A 14,732-nucleotide genomic window follows, 5' to 3' on the forward strand; every position below is an offset into this window, starting at 1 on the left:
GCGGTCAGGCCGAGGTGAGGGTGACCGCGGCCTCCGGGGTGTGGAGCTGGAAGGTGAGGGACTCCTGGAGGTAGAGGTGGACGGTGGTGTCGTCGTGGGAGAGGTAGCCGATCGAGAGGTCCTCGCCGAGGTGGAGCTCGAAGTCGCCGCCGCGGGCGGAGAGCAGGACGGCGCCCTCGACGGCGGGGGCCCAGATGATCTCGCCGTCGAGCAGGCGGGCCAGGTGGTTGTGGACCGGGTAGCCGTGGTCGGAGGTCTCGTTGACGGCGGTGAAGGTGTCGGCGCCGAGCAGCAGCGAGTAGGGGCCGCCGACCCCGGCCAGGCGCAGCACGGTGAGGGCGCGGCTGACGGCGTTGGGGTACTCGCGGACGTCGGCGGGGAGTACGACGGGGTGGTGGGAGGAGCCGTCGCGGATGCCGGTGATGCCGGCGGCCTGGTAGCCCTCGAAGACCGTGCGGTCCTCGGCGAGGGCGATGGTGCGGGCGGCGTCCTTGACCGGGTCCCAGTCGGAGTCCTTGGAGCCGCGTTCGACGTCGTCCACCGCGGCCCGGGTGACGGTGAAGGGGACCCGCAGCTCGACCACCCGGAGGGACTCGCGGGCGCGGGCCCGGACGCCGTTGCCGGGGGCGGCGATGTCGGCGAGGTGCCCGGTGCCGACGGCCGCCAGCTCGGGCCCGTCCGGTCCGGCCAGGTCGACCACCCGGCGTCCGGCGAGGTGCAGCCGGAAGGTGCGCCGGGCCTCCTCCTCGATCTCGGTCCAGGCGGCGGCGGAGACGGGCGCCAGGGCGCGGTGCAGGTTGTTCACGGTGCGGTGCTCCTTTTCAGACTGCCGATGCGGAGGCTGCCGTCCCGGACCGGCACGGGGACGGCCGGGGCTTCGACCCGGGCGCCGGGGGCGGGCGGCGGGTCGTCCAGGAAGTCCGCGCTGGGCACGTGGAAGAAGGTGCCGGTGACGGCGGTGGAGAAGTCCAGCAGCCGGTCGTGGGCGGCGGGGCCGCGGCCCAGGAACATGTTGCGGAGCATCTCCTCGGTGACCTGCGGGTCGCGGGCGTAGCCGATGAAGTAGGTGCCGCACTCGCCGCCCTCGGCGAAGGAGCCGAACGGCATGTTGAGCCGCCAGATGTCGCGGTCCTCGCCGTCGGGGCCGGTGACGGTGTTCAGCGCGACGTGCGAGTCGGCGGGCTTGGCGGCGTCGTCGAGTTCGACGTTGTCGAGCTTGGTGCGGCCGATCACCCGTTCCTGGTGCTCGACGCTGATCGCGTTCCACCCGGCCATGTCGTGCAGGTACTTCTGCACGATGACGTAGCTGCCGCCGGCGAAGTCCGGGTCCTCGTCGCCGATCAGGACGGCCTCGGCGGCGTCCCGCCCGGTGGGGTTCTCGGTGCCGTCGACGAAGCCGATCAGGTCGCGGCAGTCGAAGTACCGGAAGCCGTGGGTCTCGTCCAGCACGGTGACCCGGTCGCCGAGCCGCCGGCTGATCAGGGTGGCCAGCTCGAAGCAGAGGTCCATCCGCTCGGCCCGGACGTGCAGCAGCAGGTCGCCGGGGGTGGCCGGGGCGAGGTGCCGGGGCCCGGCGAGTTCGACGAAGGGGTGCAGCTGGGCGGGGCGGGGCCCGGCGAACAGGCGGTCCCAGGCGTCGGAGCCGATGCCGAGCACCAGGCTGACGTCCTGGCGCGGGGCCCGGGAGCCGACCGAGCGGGTCAGGCCGCCGAGGTCCGGCAGCAGGTCGCGGACGGTCTGCTCGCCGCCGTCCTCGATCCCGAGCACTAGGAACACGGCGGCCCCGGTCAGCGTGGAGAGGACCGGTTGGGGCTGCGGCATGGCGGGTGCTCCCAGAGGGCTGCCGGACGTTCGGACGCCCGCCGACCATACCCGGCAAAAGGTTCCAGACACCGCGATAGTGCCCGAATCGGGCGTGTCCGGCGGGGGCTTGGGACCGCCGGGCTCGTCGGGGCCGCCGGGCTCGTCAGGACCGCCGGGCTCGTCAGGACCGCCGGGCTCGTCAGGACCGTCTGGCTCGTCAGGACCGTCTGGCCTGCCGCAGCTCGGCGAGCTCCTCGGTCATCCGGGTCAGGAAGCGCACCACGGTGGCGACCTGCTCCGGCGCGAACTCGGCCCGGACCCGGTCGGTGCAGTCCGCGACGGGGGCGAACCACTCCCCGGCGATCCGGGCCGCGTCCGGGTGGTAGTGCACGTGCACCTGCCGCCGGTCGGTGGCGTCCTTGGTCCGGTGGACGTGCCCGGCCCGCTCCAACCGGTCCAGCACCGCGGTCACCGCCCCCGACGTCAACCCCAGCTCGGCCCGCAGCCCCCCGGGCGTGATCCCGGGCGGATCGGCCGCCCGCAACACCGCCAGCAACGCCTGGACGTCCGTCGCGTGCAGGCCCGAGGCCGCCGCGAAATCGTGCCCGAGCAGGTTCATCTCGGACGCCAGCCCCTGCAACAACCGCCCGAACTCCCGCTGCGCCACCGGCCGCTCCTCCACCACACCCCTCCACCCACCTGCCACCCTGCCCGCCCGACCCTGCCGCCCCGACCCTAGCGCGACCACTTCCGGCCGGCCGCGCAGGCACCGCAACGCGGCGGAACGGCGACAAGCACCCCCGGCGGGGCCCGGCGCACCCGGAACGCGGGCCCGCCCGGCCGGACACGGGGACCGACGGCGAGCGGCCACTTCGCCCCGCACCCCCGCCCGACCCCGACTCCCGCCGGAGGCAACGACGTTCCCCTCACCGCCCCGCTCCACCCGCGCCCAGCGCGCCCGTCAGCAGGGCGAGGGCGCCCGGGAGGTCGCGGGGGGCCAGGGCGTCGGGCGGGCGGGTGGTGCGGTGCCAGCCGGGGCCGGCGGCGAGGAGGGTGGGGCGGACCCGGGAGCCGCGGCCGCCCCAGGCGGTGGTGGCGGTGGCGCGGACGGGGACCGGGTCGGCGGTGGCGCGGGTCTGCGACCAGAGCAGGACGGCGGCGGGGCCGGTGCGGCGGACGGCTTCGGCGAGGGCCTCGGCGGGCACCGCGGCGCCGAAGACCCGGAAGGGCAGGCCGCGTTCGGCGAGGGCGGCGGCCACCGCCTCCAGCGGGAGGGTGTGCTGCTCGCCGGGCATCGCGGCCAGCAGCACGGGCGGCCCGGGGGCGGTGGCCGGGGGTTCGGCGACCCGGCGCAGCGCGCTGGAGACGTGCCAGGAGAGCAGGTGCTCGACCTCGACGTACCGCTCGCCGCTGCGGGCCCAGCGGCGTCCGGCGGCGCGCAGCGCGGGTGCCATCACGTCCGTCCAGGCGGTGACGGCGCCGAGCCGTTCGACGCTGCCGTGCAGGATGCGGGCGACCTCGGGGCTGTCCAGGCGGCGGGCCGCGCGGGCCAGTCCGCGCACCTCGGGCCGGACCGCCCCGGCCGGTCCGGGGGCCGTCGGCGGCGGGCCGTCCGCCGTTCCGGCCAGCGCGGGGGCGAGCCGGGCGGCCTCGGCGGGCGGCACCCCCCGCGCGGTGAGGCGGCACATCGCCTCCAGCACGGCCACGTCCCGGGGCGTCCAGCGCCGGTGGTGCCCGGCTTCGCGTTCGGCCGGGCCGATGCCGTAGCGGCGTTCCCAGGAGCGGACGGTGGTCGGCGACACCCCGAGCCGCCGGGCGACCGCCCCGGTGCTCGTTCCCGCCTCGGCCGGTTCTGCTGACACCACGTCAGCCTAGGGCCTGCCGGGCACTCCGGACGTCGCTACCGCCGTCAACACCGCGTGGACTCGGTGCCCCAAATCTCTCAATGATTGAGATATTCTCCGGTCATGCCGACTCCCGCCCCGCCCGCACCCCCCGCGCCCTCGTCCGCCCCGCGCCGGCTGCGCTTCCTGCTCCCGCTCGTGCTGCTGCTGGTCTGGCTGGCGCTCGGCGGCGCGCTCGGGCCGTTCGCGGGGAGGCTGGGCGAGGTGTCGACCAACGACGGGGCGGCGTTCCTGCCGCGCAGCGCGGAGTCGACCCGGGTCGCGCAGCTGGAGAAGGACTTCCGGACCGAGGCGACGCTGCCGGTGGTGCTGGTCTGGGAGGCGCGGTCCGGGCAGGTCGACGAGGCGCTGCGGGCCGCCGCCGGGCAGGCGCTGGCCGCGGCGGCGGAGGTGCCCGGCACCACCGGGCAGGCGTCGCCGCTGCTGCCGTCCGAGGACGGGCGGGCGCTGGAGGCGGTGGTGCAGCTGCGCTCCGACCTCGGACCGGACACCAAGGTCGCGGTCACGGCGATCCGCGAGCGCGCCGGGCAGGTGCCGGACGCGGTGGCCGGGGTGGCCGGACCGGCGGCGGTGCTGGCCGACCTGTCGGGGGCGTTCGCGGGCATCGACGGCCTGCTGCTCGGGGTGGCGCTCGGGGTGGTGCTGCTGATCCTGGTGCTGGTGTACCGGGCGGTGCTGCTGCCGGTGCTGGTGATCCTGGGCGCGGTGTTCGCGCTCGGCGTGGCCTGCGCGATCGTGTACGCGCTGGCGCAGCACGGCGTGGTGCGGGTGGACGGGCAGGTGCAGGGGCTGCTGTCGATCCTGGTGATCGGCGCGGCCACCGACTACGGGCTGCTGCTGTCCGCCCGCTTCCGCGAGGAACTCGCCACCGGACCGGACCGGTTCACCGCCGCCCGCACCGCGCTGCGCCGCTCGGCGGAGCCGGTCGCCGCCTCGGGCCTGACGGTCGGGCTGGGCCTGCTGGTGCTGCTGCTCTCGGACCTGACGAACAACCGGGCGCTCGGCCCGGTCGGCGCGATCGGCATCGCCTGCGCCGTGCTGTCCGCGCTGACCTTCCTCCCGGCGGTGCTCGCGCTGTGCGGCCGGGCCGCGTTCTGGCCGGCCCGGCCCGCCGCCGACGGCCGGGGCGGCTCGCACCGGGTCTGGCAGCGGGTCGCCGACCTGGTGGGCCGCCGTCCGCGCGCCCTGTGGGTGGGGACGGCGGCGGTGCTGGCGGCGCTCGCGGCCTGCTCCCCGCTGCTGGACGCCCGGGGCGTGCCGCAGTCCGAACTGTTCACCACCGCCCAGCCCTCGGTCGCCGCGCAGCGCCTGCTGTCGGCGCACTTCCCGGGCGGCTCGGGCAACCCGGCGGTGATCGTCACGAACGCCGGTCAGGCCCGGGCGGTGGCGGCGGCCGCGCAGGTGCCCGGCGTGGCCTCGGTGCGCCCGTACACCGGCGGCGCGCCCACCGACCCGCCGGTGACCGCGAACGGCCTGGTCCGGCTGGACGCGACGCTCACCGACCCGGCCGACAGCGACGCCGCGCTCGCCACCGTCGGCCGGCTGCGCACCGCCGTGCACGCCGTGGACGGGGCCGACGCGCTGGTCGGCGGCTACTCGGCGCAGCAGGCCGACACCCGGGCCACCGCGGAGCGCGACCGGACGCTGATCATGCCGGTGGTGCTGCTGTGCATCCTGGTGGTGCTGGTCCTGCTGCTGCGCTCGGTGCTGGCGCCGGTGCTGCTGGCGGCGACGGTGGCGCTCTCCTACCTGGCCACGCTGGGCGTCTCGGCGCTGGTGTTCCCGCACGTGTTCGGGTTCTCGGCGACCGACCCGTCCGTCCCGCTGTACGGGTTCGTGTTCCTGGTCGCGCTGGGCGTGGACTACAACATCTTCCTGATGACCCGGGTCCGCGAGGAGACCGCGGTGCTCGGCACCCGGGCCGGCGTCCTGCGCGGCCTGACCGCGACCGGCGGCGTCATCACCTCCGCGGGCGTGGTGCTGGCCGCGACCTTCGCCGCCCTCGGGGTGATCCCGCTCGCCTTCCTGGCCCAGATCGCCTTCATCGTGGCCTTCGGCGTCCTGCTCGACACCCTGCTGGTGCGCTCGCTGCTCGTCCCGGCCCTGGTGCACGACCTCGGCGGCCGGGTCTGGTGGCCGGCCCGCCGGGCGGACTGAGGGTGCTCAGGCCGGTTCCGGTTCCAGTTCCGTCCGCAGCCGCCGCAGGCCGTCCCGGACCCGGCTCTTGACCGTGCCCAGCGGGGTGTCCAGCAGCGCGGCGATCCGGGTCTGGGTGCAGCCGCCCCAGTAGGCGAGGGCGAGCGCCTCGCGCTGGGCGGGGGTGAGGGCGGCCAGGGCCGCGCGCACGGCGCGGCCCTCCAGCCGGCGTTCGGCCTCGGTGGCGACGCTGTCGTACGCGGGCCGGTACTCGCGCAAGGCGGCGGTGCGCTCGCGTTCGGCCCCGGCGCGGGCGGCGCGGACCCGGTCGACGGCGCGGTGGTGGGCGGCGGTCAGGGCCCACGCGTACACGCTGCCGCGGTCGGGGCGGTAGCGGTCGGCGGTGCGCCAGAGTTCCAGGAACACCTCCTGGACGACCTCCTCGCTCTGCGCCCGGTCGCGCAGCACCCGCCGCACCACCGCCCCGACCGGACCGAGCAGGTGCCGGTACAGCGCCTCGAAGGCGTCCCGCTCGCCCCGGGCGACCCGGGCCACCAGTTCGCCTCCGCATGCTTCCACCGTCACCCTGCCACGGTCGTCCCACCCCGGGCCGGACGCCACTCGCAGCGTCCGTGCAGCGTTTCACCGGGTCGTGCAGCGTTTCACCGGGTGACGGCGACCAGCCCGGCCAGCAGGACGAGCAGCACGGCCAGGGCGCCGTGGACGACGAGGCGGTGGCGCCGACCGCGCCCGGCCGCGGCACCGGTGCCGTCCCCGGCCACGGCGCCGGGCGGGTCGGTCAGCGCACCGAAGGCGGTCGCGGCGACCAGGACGGCCACCAGGTAGCCGAGGGCCAGTCCGCCGGAGGGCCCGTGCCCGGAGCCCTGTTCGACGCCGCCGGCCAACTGGGCCACCAGCATGGCGACGAGCACGAACACCAGCACGGAAATCAGCGTGGCCGACCGCCGGTTCCCGGGGCGGGCCTGCCAGAACGAGCCGAGGAAGCCCACCGCCGACATCGCCACGACGATCACCGCGCCCGACGGGAACGCACCGTCGCCGAAGACCGCCGACAGCCCCCAGACCGCCAGCGCGACGACCGCCCCGAGCCCCACCCCGGCCGCCCCGGCCCGGAACCCGGCCCGCGCACCCTCCAGCTCCGATTCGCCCACCCCCGGAACCTACCGCCCGACCCGCCCGCGTCACCACCGGGCGTTGAGCACCGCGAGGCCCGACTCGCCCGCCTCGAAGCCGGCCGGCAGCGCCTCCGGCGAGGCCACCGGGCCGGGGTGGTCGATCAGCAGGACGGCCCGGGCCTCGCCGTCCCGGTCGGCGGGGACGAAGTCGGTGGCCGGTTCGCGGCGCCGCAGCGGCAGCCACGCGTCCCCGCCTTCGGTGGGTATGTCGGCGAACTCGGCGAGCAGGTCGGGCTGTTCGGCGAGGCGGCGGACGAGGACGGCGCGGGTGGTGACCAGGGTGACGGCGAGCCGGTCGCCGGCGCGGGCGTAGCGGGCGGCCAGGTCGTGGGGCAGGAGGTGGTGGACGCCCTCCTCGCCCTCGTGGCCGTGGCCCAGGAGCCCTCGGACGGCCCGCTCGCCGGGCTCGGCGGAGGCGGTGTCGACGGAGAGCAGCACGCCGACGTCCGCCGCCCCGAACGGCGGGACGGCGGTGATCCGGATACCGGGAGAGGCGTTCACGGCCCCAGCTAAGCACGCCCCGCCGACGGCCGGACAGCGGCGGGAGGCCGAACAGCGGCGGCCCGCCTCCTAGTTGGCCGAGTTGCCGCCCGTCCAGCTGTGGTTGGCGGCGCGGTGGTGGCGGGAGACCGCGACGTCCCGGTCGACCTGGGCGCGGTGGGCCTCGGTGTGGTCGTACGCCTGGCGCTTGTGGCGGAAGGGCCGGGCGGCCGCGCGGGCGGCCGAGGCGGCGAGTGCGAGCAGGCGCGGCATGGTGGGACCCCCGTCCGTCGCCGGGCCCTGGACGCGGCCCGGATGCCGTCAGCGTACCCGGCAAAGGGGTGGTCAAGCCTCAAGGGAGGCTCAGGAGTTGGCGGGGGTGCGCCGGGGCGGGCTCAGGAGTCGGCGGCGGTGTACCAGTGCTCGCGGACGGCGTCGGTGGGCCGCGGCTCGCCCAGGTCGGGGCCGCCCCAGTGGGCCAGTGCCTCGACCACGGGGCGCAGTTCGGCACCGCGGGGGGTGAGTTCGTAGACGGTGGCGTTGGCGGGGCGCTCCAGGCGGCGGCGCTCCACCAGCCCCTCGCCCTCCAGCTGCTTGAGCCGGGTGGCGAGGATGTCGGTGGAGACGCCGGGCAGGTCGGCGTGCAGGTCGGTGTAGCGGCGCGGTCCGCCGAGGAGTTCACGGACGATCAGGAGGCTCCAGCGCTCCCCCACCGCGTCCAGGGCGCGGGCGACGGCGCAGTACTGGTCGTAGCTTCGGCGTGGCATGTCGTCAGCATAGCCAATAGGTTGGACTTTCCAAGTCCTTACTTGGTAGAACGAAGCAAGCCGGCCGCAGGGGCTCGGTGAGGGTCGGGAGGCCGCTGATGGAGTTTCGCCAGTCCAGCAAGCTGAAGGACGTGTGCTACGAGATCCGTGGCCCGGTCGTCGACACCGCCAACGCCCTGGAGGAGGCCGGCCACAGCGTCCTGCGGCTGAACACCGGCAACCCGGCCCCGTTCGGCTTCGAGGCGCCGGAGGAGATCCTCCAGGACATCATCCGCAACCTGCCCAACGCGCACGGCTACTCCGACTCGCGCGGCATCCTCCCCGCCCGCCGCGCCGTCGTGCAGTACTACCAGCAGCGCGGTGTCCCGGGCGTCGGCGTGGACGACGTGTACCTGGGCAACGGCGCGTCCGAGCTGATCCAGATGGCCGTGCAGGCGCTGGTGGACGACGGCGACGAGGTGCTCGTCCCGGCGCCGGACTTCCCGCTGTGGACGGCGGTGGTGCGGTTCGCCGGCGGCAAGGCGGTGCACTACCTGTGCGACGAGGAGTCCGACTGGTACCCGGACCTGGACGACATCGCCGCCAAGATCACCCACCGCACCAAGGCGATCGTGGTGATCAACCCGAACAACCCGACCGGCGCGGTCTACCCGAAGGAGCTGCTGGAGGGCATCCTCGACCTGGCCCGCCGCCACCACCTGCTGGTCTTCGCCGACGAGATCTACGACAAGATCCTCTACGACGGCACCGAGCACCACTGCCTGGCCGCCCTCGCCGACGACGTGGTCACCCTCACCTTCAACGGCCTGTCCAAGTCCTACCGGGTGGCCGGCTTCCGCAGCGGCTGGCTGGTGGTCTCCGGCCCCAAGGAGCACGCCAAGGACTACCTGGAGGGCCTCACCATGCTGGCCGCGATGCGGCTGTGCCCCAACGTGCCCGCCCAGTACGCCGTGCAGGCCGCGCTCGGCGGCCGGCAGTCCATCGACGACCTGGTCCTGCCGAACGGCCGGCTCACCGAACAGCGCGACGTCACCTGGCGCGCGCTGAACGAGATCCCCGGCGTCTCCTGCGTCAAGCCCAAGGGCGCCCTCTACGCCTTCGCCAAGCTCGACCCGGCCGTGCACCGGATCGTCGACGACGAGCGCTTCGTCCTCGACCTGCTGCTCCGCGAGAAGATCCACATCGTCCAGGGCACCGGCTTCAACTGGCCCCGCCCCGACCACTTCCGCTTCGTCACCCTCCCGCGCGCCGACGAACTGGAGACCGCGATCAACCGGATCGGCCGCTTCCTGGCCACCTACCGCCAGTAGCGGGGGCGGCGGCGCGGGTGCGGGCGGCGCTTCGCCCTGCCGGACCGTCGGAGCGACGGTCCACCGAACGACGGTGCCGCCGCGGAGAGGACTCTCCGCGGCGGCACCGTCGTTCGGTGGACCGGCTCGGTCAGCTCAGTTGGACCGGGGCGACGGCCAGGATCCCACTGGGCAGCAGGGAGATCGCGGCGGGGGACAGGACGGTGTTGTAGGTCTGGACGTCGCTGACGGATCCGTTGAGGTATTCGCCGTAGTTGCCCTGGTAGAGGCGGCGGCCGATCTGGAGGGGGCCGGTGGCGTTCCAGCTGGTTCCGCCGTAGGCCGCGGTCGCTGCCTGGGTGCCGTTGATGTAGAGGCTGACCTGGTTGGTGGTGGTGTCGTAGACACCGGTGAGGTGGTACCAGACCCCGACCGCGGGTGCGGTGGGGCCGGTGGTGGGTCCGTAGGCGGAGGTGAAGTTGCCCGTGGTGTCGTCGGCCCAGCCCTTGCCGAAGCCGAAGGCGTGCCAGGTGGCGGAGTAGTAGAGCTGCAACCCGTTGGCCTTGGTGCCCGACTGGGAGACGAAGGTGGAGTTGGCGGCGAGGCTGGTGAGCTTGACCCAGGCGGAGACGGTGAAGCTCTTGCCGGTGTCGAGGCTGGTGGTGGTGCTGTTGGCGTAGCCGTCGGTGCCGTTGCCGTTCAGGGTGGTGTGCCCGCTGTCGGTACCGAGGGTGGCGCCGCCGGTGAGGGTCAGGTCGTTGGCGCGGGCGCTGTCGGTGGTGTCGGCGAGCTTCCAGCGGTCGGTGGGCCGCGGCTGGAAGTAGCCCAGGGTGCCTGACGTGCCGAACTGGGGGACGTCGGCCATCGCGCCGGTGCGGACCTGGACGTCGCTGATCAGGCCGGGGAAGTAGTCGGTGCGGGTGCCGTGGTAGAGGGCGGAGCCGATGGAGACGTTGCCGCCGGCGGACCAGTTGACCAGTCCGGTGGTGGAGGCGGAGAGGGTGCCGTTGACGTAGAGCCTGGTGCTCTTGGCGGCGGCGTCGTAGGAGCCGGTCAGGTGGGTCCAGGTGCCGGCTGCGACGTTCGCACTGGAGCAGGGGGTGAAGCCGCTGCCGGTGGAGGTCGCGGTGTCGTTGGCCATGATGTTCAGGCACCACCCCTTCACCGTGCTGTTGTACTGCAGGTAGAAGCCGGAGTTCTGGGTGCCGTCCTGGGAGACGGCGGTGGCGTTCTGGGTCGGGAGGTCCGGCAGGTTCACCCAGGCGGAGACGGTGAAGCTCTTGCTGGTGTCCACGCCGGTGGTGGCGCTGGAGGCGTAGGCCGTGCCGCCCTTGAGCGAGAGGACCTGGCCCAGGACGCCGTCGGTGGCGACGGCCGCGCCGCCGTTCAGGGTGAGGTTGTTGGTGCGGACGGTGTCGCTGGCGTCGGTGAGCTTCCACCGGTCGACGAGGGGGCCGGTGAACGGGCTGGCACCCGAGACGCGCATGATGCGGTTGTCGGGGGCGAGCGCGTACAGCTCGGGGTTGCCGTCGCCGTCCACGTCACCCGGGGTGGACAGGGCGGGGTACTCCTTGGTGCCGATGCCCAGCGGGAGGACCGGCTGGGCGGCGGGGAGGGCGGAGCCGGTGGTGGTCGCGGCCCAGTTCTGCTCGGCGTGGCCGGTCAGGCAGTCCCAGAGGACCACCTGGGTGCCGGTGGTGTTCGACGACGCCGGATCGGCCAGGCAGCGACCGGAGTTGGGGTTGAGCAGGGAGCCGGCGAACGGGCCGGGGGCCCACTTCTGGGCGGCGCTGTTGTTGCAGGTCCAGAGCTGGACGAGGGTGCCGTTGGCGGTGCCGCCCTGGCTGGCGTCGAGGCACTTGCCGAGGGCGTGGACGGTGCTGTCGCGGCCCAGCGTGAAGCTCTGGGCGTCGGAGCCGTTGCAGGTCCACATCTGGACCTTGGTGCCGTCCGTGGTGTTGGCGTTGCTGATGTCGAGGCACATGTTCTTGCCGTCGGTGCCCAGGACGCCGGAGACCAGGGCGGCCCGGGTCGGGGCGGCGATGGTGGCGGTGGGGATGCCGTTGGCGTCGAAGGTGAGTCGGAAGCTGCTGATCGCGCCGGTGATGTTGTTGCGGACCCAGAGGGTCGGGGTGCCGCCGGTGGAGGTGGCCCCGGCGCTGGTGCCGGCGGTGACGGCGCCCACGTTGCCGACACCGACCACGGTGAGGATGCTCCAGTCGCCGGTGCCGATCTGGTACGCGGTGTCGAAGTAGGTGCTGGGATCGGCTCCGGAAATGTAGTACCAGAGCTTGCCGTTCTCGACGGTGAGCAGGTCGGCGGCCGGGCCCACCTTCTGGTCGGGGTGCGCGGCGTTGTAGGCGTTGATGGAGAGCGGGCCGGCCGAGACCAGTTGGCTGACCGAGGACCAGTCCGCGGAGTTGTAGCCGGAGCAGTTGCCCGCCGTCGTGGCCACGCACGCCGGGCGGCGGAGCGGGCCCTGCACGCCCTGGGCCAGGGTGAAGTGTCCGGCGGTGCCGGTCGGGGTCGTGGTCGCGTCGTTGTGGTACGCGTACAGGGTGTGGGTCTGCTTCTGGTAGGCGAACAGGTCGTCCTTGTCCTGCTGGGTGACGCTGCCGCGGTGGGCGATCAGGTAGTTGTCCCAGCCGGTGCCGTCGGGGCTCTGCGCCGGGGTCGAGGCGGTGTCCGGCGCGGTGCCCGGAGCGGTGTTGCCGCCGATCAGGGTGAGGTTGCCGTCGGTGGTGGTGGCGAGCAGGTCGGGGACGCCGTCACCGGTGAGGTCGCCGGCGGTGACCTTCGCGGTGGGGTTCCAGGGGGCGTAGAAGCTGTACGTGGTGGCGGTGGCCTGGGTGTTGCCGGCGTTGTCGACCGCGCGGACGTACAGGGTGTGGGTGCCCCACTGGTTGCTCGGGACGGTGATCGGGATGTCGACGGTGGCCACGCCGTTGGTGACGGTCGCCGGGAGACTGGTCGCGCCGACGGCGGGGATGTTCGCGTCCAGGGAGTACTGGAACTCCCGGACGCCGGAGTTGATGCAGGAACCGCGGGTGCAGCCGGTCGGCACCGGGTCGGTGGCGGAGACCGCGACGTGGGCGCTGTCACCGGCATGCTTGGTGGCGGCGGCACCGCCGCCCAGCGGCGGGAAGTCGGCCGACGGGGTGACGGCGGCCTGAGTGGGGGCGCTGAGGTCGACGTTGAAGTAGCAGTACGCGGAGTCGCCGCTGCCGAGGGTGCCATCCTGGGTCCAGGCGTTCCAGCCGTACTGGTGGCCGTCGCTGACCGCGCCGCCGATCGGGGTGTGCACGGTGGTGCCTGAGGCGACCCAGCCCGGGCTGACCGGCCAGGAGGCGTCCGCGGGTGCGCCGGAGCCGTTGTTCACCATGTTGTCCCAGACGTGGTAGTGCGCCTGGAGGTTGACGCCGGACATCTCCGTGCTGAGGGTGGCGTCCAGGGTGATGTTCGAGGCGTTGCCGTTCATCGCGGTCAGCCCGATCCAGCCGGGGCTGCCCGAACCGCAGGCCGCCGAGGCGGGGTTCCGCGAGGCCGGGGTGGTGCCGAGGTCCTGCGGCGCCTTCGGCGGGACGTCGAACACGGTGGTGAGGTACGGGTTGGTGGCGAAGCGCATGAACCCGTAGTTGGTGGAGGACTTGCTCTCGTTGCCGTACAGGCCGAACGTCAGGTTCGGGTAGTTCTGGTACTGCTTGATGGTGGAGGTCACGTCGAACTGGGCGCTCTGGTTGCCGCAGCCGACGTTGACGTTGGCGCTCTTGACCTGCTGGGTGCCGATCGTGGAGACCACCCCCGGGCCGGGCCAGACCGTGTTCGCGTCGATGCCGCCGGTGAGCTTCAGCGTCGCGGGCCAGGTGGCGTTGCAGTTGGCGTCCGCGCCGTGGGTCGAGTAGAGCGTCATGGTGGACTTGGAGACCACCATGTTCGGGCTCAGGTTGCCGGTGTTGAACTCGTAGAACGAGCGGTACAGGCCGAAGCAGGTCGAGCTGTACTGCTGGTAGCCGGCGCCCTCCCCGTTCTCCTGCGCCTTGTCGTAGGTCTTCTCGGAGGAGCAGCCCTCCTTGACCTGCACGTAGTGGTTGGTGCCCCCGGTCACCGGGTTCACGTACGGGTCGATGTACACCGGCCAGACCGTGTCCGGGCTGTCCAACTGCGCGGCGTCCGGGCTCAGGGTGAGGCCGGCGGAGTCCGCGGCCACCTTGATCGCCGACACGTGCGCCTGGTGGCCCGGGCCCTTGGCGCTGGACGCCTCGGCATCGGCGGCGTCCACCGTCACACCGGACGGCGCGGCAGCCGCCTGCGGGGCCCCGGCGACCCTGGACCGCGACTTCCCGGCCGCAGTGGCGCTGGTGGCGGAGTCCCACATCACCGGGACGGGCGAGGTGAACACCGGGGTGCCGTCGGCGGCGGCCGCCGTCACGGCGCCGTCCGCGTCCGCGCTGGTCGTCAATCCCTTGGCTCCGGTGGCCAGTTTGAGCGTGCGCAGCGCCGGGTTCGCCGCGGCGGTGGCGTCGTGGACGACCAGCACCTCGTGGAAGGCGCCCTCGTCGGTGACGCTCACCTCGAGGTCGACACCGGGCAGCACGTTGCGGTAGTCGGCGCCCGCACCCGAGACGACCGGTACGGGCAGCGCGAACGGCAGGGTCAGCGACAGGTCGTGGCCCTTGGCGTCGGTGAACGTCGCCAGCGGGCCGGTGCCGCCGCCCGACAGCGAGACACCCGACGGCACGGCCTTCGGCGACCAGGTGCCGTCGCCGTTCCTGGCGAGCGAGGCGTCGACCGCCGTCCAGACGCCACCCTTCCGCACCCGGGCGGGGCGGACGTTGTCGGTGCGGGTCAGTGTCCCGTCCGGGTTGGCCACCGTCAGGCTGGTCTCGGTGGTCAGCTCCTCCACTGTCACCGCCTTCCCGGTCGCCTTGGCCTTCGCCCGGGCCACCTGCACCGGCCCGTTCGGCGTGCTGTCCTGCTGCCCGGCGGCCGGCGGCGTGGTGTTGCCGGGTGCCACGGCGAACGGCCGGTCGTCGGCCAGCGCCGGAGCGGCGAAGCCGACCAGCACCGCGCAGGCCGCCGCCACCAGCGCCACGGCTCGGTGCCGGGACCGCCTACGGGACGGTCTTCCGTTGACTGCGTGCACTACTACCCCTAGAC

11 protein-coding genes and 1 pseudogene are annotated in these 14,732 nt (G+C 73.9%); 2 read left to right on the forward strand and 10 right to left on the reverse strand.

Features of this window, described 5'->3' with window-relative positions; all coding sequences use genetic code 11:
* Nucleotides 1-4 precede the first annotated feature (4 nt).
* The 4 genes from ACIQVD_RS00670 to ACIQVD_RS00685 form a co-directional block, all read right to left on the reverse strand.
* On the reverse strand, nt 5-805 hold the full coding sequence (locus tag ACIQVD_RS00670) for a family 1 encapsulin nanocompartment shell protein (protein WP_402285055.1): 801 nt from the start codon (nt 803-805) through the stop codon (nt 5-7).
* On the reverse strand, nt 802-1,821 hold the full coding sequence (locus ACIQVD_RS00675; protein ID WP_402285057.1) for a Dyp-type peroxidase: 1,020 nt from the start codon (nt 1,819-1,821) through the stop codon (nt 802-804). Before ACIQVD_RS00675 ends, ACIQVD_RS00670 begins: the two co-directional genes overlap by 4 nt.
* Nucleotides 1,822-2,020: 199 nt before the next feature.
* Nucleotides 2,021-2,470: a MarR family winged helix-turn-helix transcriptional regulator gene (locus ACIQVD_RS00680; protein ID WP_282205341.1), complete on the reverse strand. Its 450-nt coding sequence runs from the start codon at nt 2,468-2,470 to the stop codon at nt 2,021-2,023.
* Nucleotides 2,471-2,729: 259 nt separating this feature from the next.
* Complete coding sequence (locus ACIQVD_RS00685) at nt 2,730-3,665, reverse strand: MerR family transcriptional regulator (protein WP_402285060.1); 936 nt, start codon at nt 3,663-3,665, stop codon at nt 2,730-2,732.
* A 105-nt stretch (nt 3,666-3,770) separates the two neighbouring features.
* Here ACIQVD_RS00685 and ACIQVD_RS00690 point away from each other — a divergent pair, with 105 nt between their 5' ends.
* On the forward strand, nt 3,771-5,864 hold the full coding sequence (locus ACIQVD_RS00690; RefSeq protein WP_402285062.1) for an MMPL family transporter: 2,094 nt from the start codon (nt 3,771-3,773) through the stop codon (nt 5,862-5,864).
* A gap of 6 nt (nt 5,865-5,870) precedes the next feature.
* On the opposite strand, the gene ACIQVD_RS00695 is transcribed toward ACIQVD_RS00690, so the two are convergent.
* The 5 genes and pseudogenes from ACIQVD_RS00695 to ACIQVD_RS00715 form a co-directional block, all read right to left on the reverse strand.
* Complete coding sequence (locus tag ACIQVD_RS00695; RefSeq protein WP_400688764.1) at nt 5,871-6,428, reverse strand: sigma-70 family RNA polymerase sigma factor; 558 nt, start codon at nt 6,426-6,428, stop codon at nt 5,871-5,873.
* 77 nt (nt 6,429-6,505) lie between these two features.
* Nucleotides 6,506-7,015: a hypothetical protein gene (locus tag ACIQVD_RS00700; RefSeq protein WP_400688761.1), complete on the reverse strand. Its 510-nt coding sequence runs from the start codon at nt 7,013-7,015 to the stop codon at nt 6,506-6,508.
* A gap of 30 nt (nt 7,016-7,045) precedes the next feature.
* On the reverse strand, nt 7,046-7,540 hold the full coding sequence (locus ACIQVD_RS00705) for a hypothetical protein (protein WP_402285064.1): 495 nt from the start codon (nt 7,538-7,540) through the stop codon (nt 7,046-7,048).
* A 69-nt stretch (nt 7,541-7,609) separates the two neighbouring features.
* Entirely contained in the window at nt 7,610-7,792 is a 183-nt protein-coding gene (locus tag ACIQVD_RS00710; protein ID WP_100835647.1) for a hypothetical protein, read from the reverse strand.
* Nucleotides 7,793-7,932: 140 nt separating this feature from the next.
* Nucleotides 7,933-8,286 (reverse strand): annotated as a pseudogene (locus ACIQVD_RS00715) (winged helix-turn-helix transcriptional regulator); the annotation flags it as partial.
* Nucleotides 8,287-8,384: 98 nt separating this feature from the next.
* Between ACIQVD_RS00715 and ACIQVD_RS00720 the strand changes: the two are divergent.
* On the forward strand, nt 8,385-9,596 hold the full coding sequence (locus tag ACIQVD_RS00720; protein ID WP_100835649.1) for a pyridoxal phosphate-dependent aminotransferase: 1,212 nt from the start codon (nt 8,385-8,387) through the stop codon (nt 9,594-9,596).
* 130 nt (nt 9,597-9,726) lie between these two features.
* Here ACIQVD_RS00720 and ACIQVD_RS00725 read toward each other — a convergent pair whose 3' ends face one another.
* On the reverse strand, nt 9,727-14,667 hold the full coding sequence (locus tag ACIQVD_RS00725; RefSeq protein WP_402285067.1) for a LamG-like jellyroll fold domain-containing protein: 4,941 nt from the start codon (nt 14,665-14,667) through the stop codon (nt 9,727-9,729).
* Between the last annotated feature and the right edge of the window lie 65 nt (nt 14,668-14,732).

Origin of the sequence: Kitasatospora sp. NPDC090308, from assembly GCF_044769485.1 — a bacterium.
Taxonomy (GTDB): Bacteria; Actinomycetota; Actinomycetes; order Streptomycetales; family Streptomycetaceae; genus Kitasatospora; species Kitasatospora fiedleri.

Coding starts and splice junctions, on each gene's coding strand:
- ACIQVD_RS00675 (WP_402285057.1), bottom strand. CDS start 1,821: ATGCCGCAGCCCCAACCGGTCCTCTCCACGCTGACCGGGGCCGCCGTG.
- ACIQVD_RS00690 (WP_402285062.1), top strand. CDS start 3,771: ATGCCGACTCCCGCCCCGCCCGCACCCCCCGCGCCCTCGTCCGCCCCG.
- ACIQVD_RS00720 (WP_100835649.1), top strand. CDS start 8,385: ATGGAGTTTCGCCAGTCCAGCAAGCTGAAGGACGTGTGCTACGAGATC.
- ACIQVD_RS00710 (WP_100835647.1), bottom strand. CDS start 7,792: ATGCCGCGCCTGCTCGCACTCGCCGCCTCGGCCGCCCGCGCGGCCGCC.